9 protein-coding genes are annotated in these 12,379 nt (G+C 62.1%); 4 read left to right on the forward strand and 5 right to left on the reverse strand.

Annotated elements, in window-relative coordinates; translation table 11 throughout:
• Window positions 1–197 precede the first annotated feature (197 nt).
• On the forward strand, window positions 198–2,819 hold the full coding sequence (cckA, locus tag ACSQ3I_RS23820) for a cell cycle histidine kinase CckA (RefSeq protein ID WP_436003068.1): 2,622 nt from the start codon (window positions 198–200) through the stop codon (window positions 2,817–2,819).
• A 41-nt stretch (window positions 2,820–2,860) separates the two neighbouring features.
• Here the strand turns inward: cckA and ACSQ3I_RS23825 are convergent, their stop codons facing one another.
• The 3 genes from ACSQ3I_RS23825 to ACSQ3I_RS23835 all read right to left on the reverse strand — a co-directional run bounded on the left by ACSQ3I_RS23825 (window position 2,861) and on the right by ACSQ3I_RS23835 (window position 5,271).
• The gene (locus ACSQ3I_RS23825) at window positions 2,861–3,220 is read right to left on the reverse strand and encodes a VOC family protein (RefSeq protein WP_436003070.1); all 360 of its coding nucleotides are present in this window, start codon (window positions 3,218–3,220) and stop codon (window positions 2,861–2,863) included.
• Between the two features lie 148 nt (window positions 3,221–3,368).
• Window positions 3,369–4,295, reverse strand: coding sequence for a pseudouridine-5'-phosphate glycosidase (locus ACSQ3I_RS23830; protein WP_436003071.1), 927 nt, complete (start codon window positions 4,293–4,295; stop codon window positions 3,369–3,371).
• 34 nt (window positions 4,296–4,329) lie between these two features.
• Complete coding sequence (locus ACSQ3I_RS23835; RefSeq protein ID WP_436003073.1) at window positions 4,330–5,271, reverse strand: carbohydrate kinase family protein; 942 nt, start codon at window positions 5,269–5,271, stop codon at window positions 4,330–4,332.
• Between the two features lie 244 nt (window positions 5,272–5,515).
• Between ACSQ3I_RS23835 and recA the strand changes: the two genes are divergently transcribed.
• The 3 genes from recA (at window position 5,516) to ACSQ3I_RS23850 (ending at window position 10,079) form a co-directional block, all read left to right on the forward strand.
• Entirely contained in the window at window positions 5,516–6,601 is a 1,086-nt protein-coding gene (recA, locus tag ACSQ3I_RS23840; protein WP_436003075.1) for a recombinase RecA, read from the forward strand.
• 166 nt (window positions 6,602–6,767) lie between these two features.
• Entirely contained in the window at window positions 6,768–9,428 is a 2,661-nt protein-coding gene (gene alaS / locus ACSQ3I_RS23845) for an alanine--tRNA ligase (RefSeq protein ID WP_436003077.1), read from the forward strand.
• 417 nt (window positions 9,429–9,845) lie between these two features.
• Window positions 9,846–10,079, forward strand: a complete 234-nt coding sequence (locus ACSQ3I_RS23850) for a hypothetical protein (protein ID WP_436003079.1) — start codon at window positions 9,846–9,848, stop codon at window positions 10,077–10,079.
• Between the two features lie 49 nt (window positions 10,080–10,128).
• Here ACSQ3I_RS23850 and ACSQ3I_RS23855 read toward each other — a convergent pair whose 3' ends face one another.
• Both ACSQ3I_RS23855 and ACSQ3I_RS23860 read right to left on the reverse strand, forming a co-directional pair.
• A complete protein-coding gene (locus tag ACSQ3I_RS23855; protein ID WP_436003081.1) occupies window positions 10,129–10,728 on the reverse strand; it encodes a hypothetical protein in 600 nt (199 codons plus the stop codon).
• Window positions 10,729–10,846: 118 nt separating this feature from the next.
• Window positions 10,847–12,301: a TrkH family potassium uptake protein gene (locus ACSQ3I_RS23860; RefSeq protein ID WP_436003083.1), complete on the reverse strand. Its 1,455-nt coding sequence runs from the start codon at window positions 12,299–12,301 to the stop codon at window positions 10,847–10,849.
• Window positions 12,302–12,379: the final 78 nt, after the last annotated feature.

Consider the following 12,379-nt stretch of genomic DNA (forward strand, 5'->3'; position numbering starts at 1 on the left):
TTTGCGGATATAGGGCGCCGCCACCCGGTGGAAAGCCGCCCTTTTGCACCCAAAGCCGCGGTATTCCTTGTGAATTGTCGCGGCGTTCGGCCCGCGGTGCTTTGTGGCCCCGGCGCAAATTGATAAAGGTAAACGGACTGTTCCGATTCCACCTTCCGTCAATCCCGGCGGCCCGAGCGGACATTGAGCGCGAGGAGATGACGATATTGCCCCAGGCGGACGATTACACGGTGCCCTTGGTGGATCGCGGCGTGCGTTCGGGCACGGTCGCGCGCATCATCCTGCTTGCCTTCGTGCTGATTGGTGCAGCCGTCGCTTTCGTCTTCTTCAAGGACCAGTTGAACAACGAAGTCGTTTTGGGCCTGCTCGGCGTTCTCGCCATGGTCGGCATCTTCTTTTTCGTGTCGTCGATCATCGGTTTTGTCGAGGTGATGCCGCAGAGCCGCTCGGACAGCTTCGGCCGCGGCTTCATCGACAGCCAGCCGGACGGCACGCTGATCACCGACGACAAGGGCAGGCTGCTTTACGCCAATGCCGCCTACGGCCGCATGACCGGTGCCAGCAAGGCGACGGACGTGCAGACGCTGGAAGAGCTTTTGTCGCGCAACCGCGAATCCAATGAAGCGCTCTATCGCCTGACCAACGGCCTGCGCGAAGGGCGCGACGGCCACGAGGAGTTCCGGTTGCTGAAGCCGCTCGGGCCGTCTTCCGGTCACGGTTCCGGCGCCCACTGGTATCGGTTGCGCTCCCGTATCCTGCCGCAGCCGCAGGGCAAGGGCAGTCTGCATGTGTGGCAGGTCACCGACATCACCTCCGAGCGTGACGACCAGGAGCGCTTCTTCAAGGAATTGCAGAACGCCATCGACTATCTCGACCATGCACCGGCCGGTTTCTTTTCCGCCGGCCGCAAGGGCGAGATTTTCTACATCAACGCGACGCTGGCCGAATGGCTCGGCATCGACCTGACGAAATTCGTGCCCGGTTCCCTGAGCATCGGCGAGCTGGTGGCCGGCGAAGGGTTGGCGTTGATCCAGTCGGTGCAGGCCGAACCCGGCGCAAAGAGAACGGAAACGCTGGACCTCGATTTGCGCCGCTCCAACGGCCAGAGCCTGCCGGTGCGCATCGTCCACCGCGTGTCCTCGATGCGCGACGGCGCGCCGGGCGAAAGCCGTACCATCGTCATCGCCCGGCAGAAGGACGACGAGAGCGATCAATCCGCCTCCGTGGCGGCGATGCGTTTCACCCGCTTCTTCAACAACACGCCGATGGCGATTGCTTCCGTCGGTGGCGACGGTCGCATCCTGCGTACCAACGCGCCGTTCCTAAAACTGTTTTCCGGTGTCGTGTCGCGTGACGATGTCGATCGCGGCGCGCTGCTGGAATCGATCGTCCACGACAACGAGCGCGGCCGGCTGGCCCAGGCGCTTGCTGCGGCCAAGGATCGGCAGGGCGACATTCCGCCGATCGATTCCCGCCATCCGAAGGACGAAACCCGGCATTTCCGCTATTACGTCAATGCCGTCATCGACCAGACGGACGAGGCGCCGGAAGAGGCTGCTATCGTCTATGCCGTCGAGGTGACCGAGCAGAAGGCGCTCGAAACCCAGATGGCGCAGACCCAGAAGATGAATGCGGTCGGCACGCTGGCCGGCGGCATCGCCCACGATTTCAACAACGTGCTGACGGCGATCCTCCTGTCGTCCGACCATCTGCTGTTGCAGGTGCGGCCATCGGATGCGAGTTTTGCCGACCTGATGGAGATCAAGCGCAACGCCAATCGCGCCGCCGTGCTGGTGCGGCAGTTGCTGGCCTTCTCGCGCAAGCAGACGATGCGGCCGACGGTGCTCAATCTCACCGATGTCGTCGGCGACCTGCGCATGCTGGTCGACCGCCTGATTTCCGGCACCAACGTCAAGCTGAACGTCGACTACGGCCGTGATCTCTGGCCGGTAAAGACCGATCTTTCGCAATTCGAGCAGGTGCTTATCAATCTCTGCGTCAATGCCCGCGATGCGATGCCGGGCGGTGGCACGCTGACGGTGCGCACCCGCAATCTTCTGGCATCCGAGGTCTCCGGCTACAATTACTCCGATCTGCCGGAGGAAGATCTCGTGCTGATCGAGGTCGCCGATACCGGCACCGGAATCCCGCCCGAAATCATGGACAAGATCTTCGAGCCGTTCTTCACGACCAAGGAAGTGGGCAAGGGTACGGGTCTCGGGCTGGCGATGGTCTACGGCATCGTCAAGCAGTCCGGCGGCTATATCTATCCGGAATCGGAAGTGGGCCGCGGCACGGTCTTCCGCGTCTTCCTTCCGCGCCATATCCCCGAAGTGGTGGCCGCCAACGAAAACGTCGCCCACCAGCCGGCAGCCCTTACGGCGTCTGGCGAAAAGCCCGTCGTGGCAGCCGACAAGGTGACGCCGCCGGAGCCGGTCGACCTGACCGGAAAGTCCGCCGTCGTCCTACTCGTCGAAGACGAGGAGGCGGTGCGGCGTGGCGGCAAGCGCATGCTCGAAACGCGCGGCTACACCGTGCATGAGGCCGGGTCCGGCGTCGAGGCGCTGGAGATCATGGAGGAACTGGACGGCAAGGTGGATATCGTCGTCTCCGACGTCGTCATGCCGGAAATGGACGGACCGACGCTGCTCGGCGAATTGCGCAAGACCTATCCGGATCTGAAGTTCATCTTCGTATCCGGTTATGCCGAAGACGCTTTTGCCCGCAATCTGCCCGCCGATGCCAAGTTCGGCTTCCTGCCGAAACCCTTCTCGCTGAAGCAGCTCGCCGAGGCCGTTTGGGAAATGCTGGATTCCTGAGGCAGCCGAAGCTCGGTTGCCCAGCGGAGACGGACCTGCTTTCAACAGTCAGGCATGCCGCGGCTTGAAACGGAAATAGAGTTTCCGTCCGGATCCTTGGCATTGGCGAAGGCGTAATCCGCGGTACGATGGATCGGGCCGAACGGAAAGCCGCGGGCATTGCTCTCGCGGCAGAATGCATCGACATCCGCTACGGAAAAAACGAGCTTTACCGTCGCTTGTCCGGTCTTCTGGCCCTTGGCAGCGGGATGCAGCATGAGATTGGCGCCGCCCTGCGGATCGACCAGCTCGACGATCCGGTCACCTTCCGCCCGTTGGGCTTCGAGGCCGAACAGCGCCGTATAAAACCGTGCGGTCTTCTCGACATCGCGCACATAGAGCAGGATTCGCGTCAGCGGCATGTCGTGCTCCGGGTGGGTCGCGGCCGGCAGGACCGGCCGCTTTGCATTTAGAGCATTTCCGCTTTTCTCCGAAATGCGAAAACGCTCTATCTCTTTGTTTTGCCGCATTGTCCGACGCCGAAGCGATTCCGCTTCAGCTGGAAATACTCTAATCCACCAGCGATACGGCGATCTCTGCCGCAAGCCGCGTGTTGTTTTCGACCAGCGCAATGTTGGTCTTCAGGCTGCGGCCCTGGGTGAGCTTGAAGATATCGGCGAGCAGGTAGGGCGTGACGGCCTTGCCGGAAATATCGTCCTTTTCGGCATTTTCCAGCGCCCGGGCGATGAAGACTTCCATCTCGTCCCTGGGGATCTCTGCCTCTTCCGGCACCGGATTGGCGATCAGCATGCCGCCATCGATGCCCATCTGCTCGCGCACGGCCTGGAAGTTGGCGATTGCCGCCGGGCTGTTGAGCATCAGCGGGCTGTCCAGGCCAGAGACACGCGACCAGAAGGCCGGGAAATCTTTCGAACCGTAGGTGACGACCGGCACGCCGCGCGTTTCCAGCACTTCCAGGGTTTTGGGGATATCGAGGATCGCCTTGGCGCCGGCGCAGACGACGATGACCGGGGTGCGGGCCAGTTCTTCCAGGTCGGCGGAGATATCAAAACTTTCCTCGGCACCGCGATGCACGCCGCCGATACCGCCGGTGGCGAAAACGCGGATGCCGGCCAGCGCTGCAGCGATCATCGTCGCCGCAACGGTGGTGGCGCCGGTGCGCCGTTCGGCAATGGCGAAGGCGATGTCGGCGCGGGACACCTTGAGCGCATCCGTCGTCTGCGCCAGCTGCTCCAGCTCCTCCGCTTCCAGGCCGACATGCAGCGTGCCGCGCAGCACGGCGATGGTCGCCGGCACCGCGCCCTGGGCGCGAATGATCGCCTCGACGCTGTTGGCCATGTCGATGTTGCCGGGGTAGGGCATGCCGTGGGTGATGATTGTGGATTCGAGCGCAACGATCGGCGCACCGCGCTGCTTGGCGGCGGCGACTTCCTTCGAATAGGCGATCGGCAGCGAGGGGGAGAGGGCTTTGGTCATCGAGAGACCTCCATTTGTCTGGTATTTGCGCTTCTCATGACAGGATTTTCGCCGCCGGCACAAGAGCCAGCATGTCGCGGAGCAAGTCTTCGGAGAGATTTTCGGCCGTGGCCAGCGGCGACTGCACGGTAATCGCCGCGGCGGCCGCGCCGAACCGCATCGCCTCCTCGAACGGCAACCCGTTCATGACGCCGTAAAGCACGCCGGCCGCCAGAGAGTCGCCGGCTCCGGTCACATCCGCAACCGTGTCGATGGCCGGTGGCAACAGGGAAACGGAGCGCTCGCCGCTAAAGCCGATCGCCGCCTCGCGACCGCGGGTGACGACGCCGCCGGAAAGCCCGGCGTCACGCAGCAACGAGGGCCATTCCTCGGCTGTTTCGGGACGTTTGCCGACAAGCGCCTGAGCCTCCGCCTCGTTCATGAACAGGAAGTCGATTTCGGCCAGGCTCTCACGGTAGCGCGGCACCTTGGCCGGCGAGATGGCGATTGCCGCAACCCGCTTGCCGAGATGGCGTGCCTTGACCGAAAGCGTGGCGATCGTTTCCTGCGGCAGGTTGGCGTCGCAGAGCACCAGGTCGGCCTCCGCCATGGCATCGCGCACCGCGCGGACGGAAAGCCGGCGCGGCGAAAACAGCCGGTAAAGCTCCATGTCGGCAAGCGCGATCAACAGATTGCCGTCCCGCTCCAGGATGGCGGTGTAGCTCGGTGTTTTCCGGTCGAGGAAGGTGAAGGGGCGATCGTCGACGCCGGCCGCCAGCGCCGCCTCCGCAACGCTCTGGCCATCGGCATCGCCGCCCCGCGGCGAAATCATCCTGACCGCAAGGCCGAGCCGCGCCAGGTTGCGGGCGGCATTGAAGCCGCCGCCGCCGGCCTCCTCGAACCAGTGGCCGGGAATGCTGGCGCCGTGCGCGGTCTCGCCGCCGATGCGGCCCCGCCGATCGATATGCGCGCCGCCGAGGACGAGAATCTTATGCATGTCGCTTCCCCGGAAAGTTCACCCGACCACACCCGATTCGCTGCGTTCCAGAAGAAACGTCCGCATCCGCTTCCGTCTTCAAGCCTCTGTTATCCAAGGTGAAAACAAAAAAAGAACACGCGTTCATTTCGGTTTTTGAATCAGTGGGTTGAATGGGCGTTGCAATATGAGAACAAATGAGGTACAAAATCCGCATCAGCAGCTTCGTTGCCTCAACGGCTTCAATAACCTAAAGGTGGACCGGATGTCACAGAATATGTTGCGGCTTGTAGAGGAAAAATCGGTGGATAAAAGCAAGGCATTGGAAGCAGCTCTCTCGCAGATCGAGCGCTCCTTCGGCAAGGGCTCGATCATGAAGCTCGGCTCCAACGAGAACGTGATCGAGATCGAAACCGTGTCCACGGGTTCTCTCAGCCTCGATATCGCGCTCGGCGTCGGTGGTCTTCCGAAGGGCCGCATCATCGAGATTTACGGACCGGAAAGCTCGGGCAAGACGACGCTGGCGCTGCAGACCATCGCGGAAGCCCAGAAAAAGGGCGGTATCTGCGCCTTCGTCGACGCCGAACACGCGCTCGACCCGGTCTATGCCCGCAAGCTCGGCGTCGACCTGCAGAACCTTCTGATTTCCCAGCCTGATACCGGCGAGCAGGCACTCGAAATCACCGATACGCTGGTGCGTTCCGGCGCCATCGACGTGCTGGTCGTCGACTCTGTGGCGGCACTGACGCCGCGGGCCGAAATCGAAGGCGAGATGGGCGACAGTCTGCCCGGCCTGCAAGCCCGCCTGATGAGCCAGGCGCTGCGCAAGCTCACCGCCTCGATCTCGAAGTCGAACACCATGGTGATCTTCATCAACCAGATCCGCATGAAGATCGGTGTGATGTTCGGTTCGCCGGAAACGACGACGGGCGGCAACGCGCTGAAATTCTACGCCTCGGTCCGTCTCGATATCCGTCGCATCGGCTCGGTCAAGGAGCGTGACGAAGTCGTCGGTAACCAGACGCGCGTCAAGGTCGTCAAGAACAAGATGGCGCCGCCCTTCAAGCAGGTCGAATTCGACATCATGTATGGCGAAGGCGTGTCGAAGACCGGCGAACTCATCGATCTCGGCGTCAAGGCCGGCATCGTCGAAAAATCCGGCGCCTGGTTCTCCTACAACAGCCAGCGCCTCGGCCAGGGCCGTGAAAACGCCAAGACGTTCCTGCGCGACAATCCGGATCTTGCTCGCGAGATCGAGACCGCGCTGCGGCAGAATGCCGGCCTGATCGCCGACCGCTTCCTGCAAAATGGCGGTCCGGAATCGGATGGTGACGACGCCGCCGAGGCCTGATCGGTTCGGTATTGACCGCAAATATCGCTTTTCTGTCGCCGGCCGCACATTTCGCAAGATGTGCGGCCGGTTTTTCTTGCTTGTGCTGGACAGTGGCAGGTGCGGACGATAAAAGCCGTTGATTTTGGTATTTTGCCGGCTTTCCGGCAGCAATGAAGGGCGTGCTATGAGCGGTGTGAATGAAATCCGGTCGACCTTTCTCGACTATTACAAGAAGAACGGCCACGAAGTCGTCGCATCGAGCCCGCTTGTTCCGCGCAACGACCCGACCCTGATGTTCACCAATGCCGGCATGGTGCAGTTCAAGAACGTCTTTACCGGTCTGGAGCAGCGTCCCTATTCGACGGCAGTGACGGCGCAGAAATGCGTGCGCGCCGGCGGCAAGCACAACGACCTCGACAATGTCGGTTATACCGCCCGCCACCACACCTTCTTCGAAATGCTCGGCAACTTCTCCTTCGGCGATTATTTCAAGGAGCGGGCGATCGAGCTTGCCTGGAACCTGATCACCAAGGAATTCGGCCTGGCGCGCGACCGGTTGCTGGTGACGGTCTATCATACCGACGACGAAGCCTTCGATCTCTGGAAGAAGATCGCCGGCCTTTCCGATGAAAAGATCATCCGCATCCCGACCAGCGACAATTTCTGGGCGATGGGCGATACCGGCCCTTGCGGTCCCTGTTCCGAAATCTTCTACGATCACGGCGATCATATCTGGGGTGGCCCTCCGGGGTCGCCGGAAGAGGATGGCGACCGTTTCATCGAGATCTGGAACCTCGTCTTCATGCAATACGAGCAGGTGACGAAAGAAGAGCGCGTCAACCTGCCGCGTCCGTCGATCGATACCGGCATGGGCCTTGAGCGTGTCGCCGCCGTTCTCCAGGGCCAGCACGACAACTACGACATCGACCTGTTCCGCGCGCTGATCGCCGCTTCGGAAGAGGCCACCGGCGTCAAGGCTGAAGGCGAACGTCGCGCCAGCCACCGTGTCATTGCCGACCACCTGCGCTCTTCGGCCTTCCTGATTGCCGATGGCGTGTTGCCGTCGAACGAAGGCCGCGGTTACGTGCTGCGCCGCATCATGCGCCGCGCCATGCGCCATGCGCAGCTTCTCGGCGCCCGCGATCCGCTGATGTGGAAGCTTTTGCCGGCACTGGTGCAGCAGATGGGCCGCGCCTATCCCGAGCTGGTGCGCGCCGAAGCGTTGATTTCCGAGACGCTGAAGCTTGAGGAAACCCGTTTCCGCAAGACGCTTGAACGTGGCCTCGGCCTGCTCTCCGACGCGACGACGACGCTCGGCCAGGGCGACATGCTCGACGGCGAAACGGCCTTCAAGCTTTACGATACGTTCGGCTTCCCGCTCGACCTGACGCAGGATGCGCTGCGCGCCCGCGGCATCGGCGTCGACCTGTCCGGTTTCACCGATGCGATGGAACGGCAGAAGGCCGAGGCGCGCTCGCATTGGGCTGGCTCCGGCGACAAGGCGACCGAAACGATCTGGTTCGAGCTGAAGGAAAAGCTCGGCGCCACCGAATTCCTGGGCTACGACACGGAAACCGCCGAAGGCGTGGTGCAGGCGATCGTTCGCGACGGCAAGAGCGTCACGAGCGCTGCAGCCGGTGAAACGGTGCAGGTCGTCGTCAACCAGACGCCGTTCTACGGTGAGTCCGGCGGCCAGATGGGCGATGCCGGCGTGATCGCCAGCGATACCGCCAAGGTGGCTGTCGCCGACACGCAGAAGAAGGGCGAAGGCCTGTTCGTGCATGTTGCGACTGTCTCGGACGGAACGATCTCCGTCGGCGACGCCGTGGCGCTGACCGTCGACCACGCCCGCCGCTCGCGGCTGCGCTCCAATCACTCGGCCACCCACCTGCTGCACGAAGCGCTGCGCGAGGTGCTCGGTACGCACGTGGCCCAGAAGGGGTCGCTGGTGGCGCCGGAGCGCCTGCGTTTCGACGTTTCGCACCCGAAGCCGATGTCGGCGGAGGAGTTGAAGGTCGTCGAAGACATGGCCAACGAGATCGTGCTGCAGAATGCACCGGTGACGACGCGGCTGATGAGCGTCGACGATGCGATCGCCGAAGGCGCGATGGCGCTGTTCGGTGAAAAATACGGCGACGAGGTGCGTGTGGTCTCCATGGGCCGGGCGACCCACGGCCCGAAGTCCGGCAAGGCCTATTCGGTCGAGCTCTGCGGCGGCACCCATGTCGGCTCCACCGGCGAAATCGGCCTGGTGCGCGTGCTGTCGGAAAGCGCCGTCGGCGCCGGAGTGCGCCGTATCGAGGCGGTCACCGGCGATGCAGCCCGTGCCTACCTCTCCGAGCAGGATGACCGCGTCAAGGCGCTGGCCGCCTCGCTGAAGGTGCAGCCGGCAGAGGTGCTGTCGCGCGTCGAGGCGATGATCGACGAACGCCGCAAGCTGGAGCGGGAACTGGCGGATGCCAAGCGCAAGCTCGCCATGGGCGGCGGGCAGGCCGGTTCGGCCGACGCCGTTCGCGAGCTTGATGGCGTGAAATTCCTCGGCAAGGCGATTTCGGGCGTCGACCCCAAGGATCTCAAGGGCCTGGCGGATGATGGCAAGGCGAGCCTCGGCTCCGGCATCGTTGCCTTGATCGGCGTTTCCGACGATGGCAAGGCCAGCGCCGTCGTTGCCGTGACCGAGGATCTCGTCGGTCGTTTCAGCGCCGTCGATCTGGTGCGCATCGCCTCTGCCGCTCTCGGCGGCAAGGGCGGCGGCGGTCGTCCGGACATGGCGCAGGCCGGCGGTCCGGACGGATCCAAGGCGGCGGAAGCCATCGAGGCCGTGGCCGCCGCGTTGAACGCTTGATCGGTTCTGGCAGGATGAAAAGGCGGATGTGGCTCCAATAGCCGAAGACGGAAGAGTGGGCGCTCAAGCCCACGTCCTGCCTGCAATTGCTGAATGGAATAAGCCGGATGGGGATCGCCTCGTCCGGCTTTTCTTTTGCATAGAGCGTTTCCGCTTTTCTCCGTATCGCGAAAACACTCTATCGTTTTGTTTCTACGCAATTCCGGACGAAAAACCGCTACACACTTTTGCTGAAATTGCCGGCCGGCGGCGCCGAGGCGGGATTACCGTTGAAGCCCGCCGGGATGCAGCCAGCCCTTCGTTGACGTAATATTAAGGATACTGGGCGTGAGATGTGTCCTTGCGTGCGCCCCGGATATTGGCATCGTTTCCGCCCGCGGCCGCGCAAGCGATGTTTCATGTTTCGAAGGTAGGGGCATGGCAGGAAGATATGCGGTTGGGATCGTCGACGCGGCCGGCAACAGGCGGACATTCGTCGTCGAAACGCTTGGCTGCGAGAACGACGTGTTGATCGTCATGCGAAACGGCTTGCGTGAGCGGTTGCCGCACTCCGCTATTTGCGAATTTTATCCCATCGATATCAATCGGTCGTCGGGCCAACTGCCGCCGGCATCGGATGACGGCGCTTCTGTCTTCGACCTTTGCTTCTAATCCATCGCGCTGAACGGCCGAACAGCGAAATGCCGCCGGCCGATGCCACCTATTTTTGCGCGATCTTGAACGGCTGGTCGATCTTGACGGTGCGGCTGCTGCCGGTGTCGTTCAGCGTATACCGCAAGAGATAGTCGCCCGGCGGTGCGCCCGAGATGTCGAGCGTCAGGTGGGTGAAGATTTCCTGGTTGCGCACATAACCGATGAAGGAAAAGTTGCCGAACGTCTTCTGGCCGGCAAGGACCTCGCCCTTGGTATCCATCAGCTCGAAATCGACGGTGAAATTGGTCTGCATCTTGCCGCCGTCGGCGGGTTTCCAGGTGAGGCCGATCGGCTCAACATAGGTGATCAGCTTTTCACCGGGTTTGAAGACCGAGTCGGTGCGCGGCGTATAGATGCCGTAAGCCGTCGGTACGTCGGCGACGAAGATGCCCTTGCCGATCGTCAGCGGCAATGTCGCGGCGAAATCGCCGAGCGCGCTGCGCATGATCTCGTAGGCGCCGATCTGGTCGCCGCTTTTGGCCTTTTCCTCCGCTTTCGTCGCCGCGTCGAGAAGCGGCCCGGCCAGCGCCGGCATCGCAGTCAGACAGCCCATGGCACTCAGAAGGACAAAGGCCGTTCGCAGGCCTTTCCGCGCAGGACGAATCATCGGTACCCTTTCCGCTCGAGCATTGGCAACCAGGCTAGTCTGAAAGATTGGCATGCGCTGTCAAGTGATTGCTATCACCGATATTTCCGCCGCTTTGGGCAAAAGCATGGCGACCGTCTCAACTGCGCCAGAAGGTCGGCATCGCCAACACCAGGACGGTGAGGATTTCGAGACGTCCAAGCAACATGAAGAAGGACAAAAGATGCAGCGCCGGCGCGCTCAGCGTCGAAAAATTGCCGGCAGGTCCGATGGTGGGGCCGATGCCCGGGCCGACATTGGCGAGCGATGTGGCGACCGCCGACGTCGCTGTCAGGAAATCATAACCGAGGCAAGCCATCGCGAGGCTGCCGGCGACCCAGAGAGAGAGAAATGCGATGAGATACAGGACGACGGCACGCTGCATGTCGTCATCGACGATGATGTTGCCGTAGCGGATGGAAAAGACACCGTTTGGATAGATCAACCGGCGCAGGCCGGATCGGAACATGCTGAACAGGATGATCAGCCGATAGGCCTTGATTCCGCCGGCCGTGGAACCGGAACAGCCGCCGACGAAGGTGGCGAAAAAGGCGACGACGACGACGAAGGGTCCCCAAAGCGTATAGTCTTCGCTGGCGAAGCCGCCGGTCGAGAGAATCGAGGCCATGTTGAAGACGGAATGCGTCAGGGCATCACCGAATGCAACTTCGTTGCGGACATGGTGATAGGCGGCCACCGCAAGCGAGAGGGCGGAGAGATAACCGAGGAAAACGATGATCTGTGGATCGCGCAGCGTATCCAGCCGGCCGCGAACGGCAAAAAGGATCATCACAGAGAAGGGCAAGCTGCCGAGCGTCAGAAAGATACTCGATATCCAGAGAATTGCCGTGTTGTCGAAAAAGGCGAACGAAGCGTCATGCGTTGAAAAGCCTGCCGTCGCCACCGTCGACATCGCATGGTTCAAGGCATCGAAATGCGACATGCCGGCGAGATCGTAGGCAACGGTGCAGATGACGGTCAGCAGGACATAGATGGCGAGGAAAGCATGGATGAAACTACCGAGCCGCGCGAACGGCCGGTCGTTGGTGTCCGATGATTCCATCTTGAAGAAGGCTATGCCGCCGACATGCAGGAAAGGCAGGACAAAAAGCCCGAGCGCGACGATACCGATGCCTCCGAACCAGCAGAGCATGGAGCGCCAGAGAAGCAGGCCGGGTGGGGCCCTGTCCAGTCCGCTGATGACCGTGCCGCCGGTCGTGGTAATCGCCGAGACGGATTCGAACAGTGCCTGGGCGAAGCTGAGATCCACGCTGGAAAGATAGATCGGCAAGGCGCCGATCAGCGAGAAGCACAGCCACAGGATGTTGACCAGGATGAAGCCGAAACGCTTGTTGAACGGCGGCTGCGTTCCCGAGGTTGCCAAGGCGGCGCCCAGCGATAGGCCGCCGGTCATCAGGCCGGAGAAAACAAAGACGGTCCAGTCGCGGTGGCCGAAATGCAGGTCGATCAATGCCGGGATGGCCATGGCAATCGACAAATAGAGGCCGCAGATCGCCGCGATATGGACGGCAGAACGAAAAAGATTGACGTTCAAGGAAGGCCCACCATGATTGCTGCGAGGCGAAAAAGTTTCTTTGTATCCGCAGTCCGCTTATGCCATAGCGGGGGTGAA

This window comes from Rhizobium sp. LjRoot30 (genome assembly GCF_964253915.1).
Taxonomy (GTDB): domain Bacteria; phylum Pseudomonadota; class Alphaproteobacteria; order Rhizobiales; family Rhizobiaceae; genus Metarhizobium.

Excerpts from the sequence above, each read along its gene's own strand:
- ACSQ3I_RS23830 (WP_436003071.1), bottom strand. The coding sequence starts at position 4,295 with ATGACCAAAGCCCTCTCCCCCTCGCTGCCGATCGCCTATTCGAAGGAA.
- ACSQ3I_RS23850 (WP_436003079.1), top strand. The coding sequence starts at position 9,846 with ATGGCAGGAAGATATGCGGTTGGGATCGTCGACGCGGCCGGCAACAGG.
- recA (WP_436003075.1), top strand. The coding sequence starts at position 5,516 with ATGTCACAGAATATGTTGCGGCTTGTAGAGGAAAAATCGGTGGATAAA.
- ACSQ3I_RS23835 (WP_436003073.1), bottom strand. The coding sequence starts at position 5,271 with ATGCATAAGATTCTCGTCCTCGGCGGCGCGCATATCGATCGGCGGGGC.
- ACSQ3I_RS23825 (WP_436003070.1), bottom strand. The coding sequence starts at position 3,220 with ATGCCGCTGACGCGAATCCTGCTCTATGTGCGCGATGTCGAGAAGACC.
- cckA (WP_436003068.1), top strand. The coding sequence starts at position 198 with ATGACGATATTGCCCCAGGCGGACGATTACACGGTGCCCTTGGTGGAT.
- alaS (WP_436003077.1), top strand. The coding sequence starts at position 6,768 with ATGAGCGGTGTGAATGAAATCCGGTCGACCTTTCTCGACTATTACAAG.
- ACSQ3I_RS23855 (WP_436003081.1), bottom strand. The coding sequence starts at position 10,728 with ATGATTCGTCCTGCGCGGAAAGGCCTGCGAACGGCCTTTGTCCTTCTG.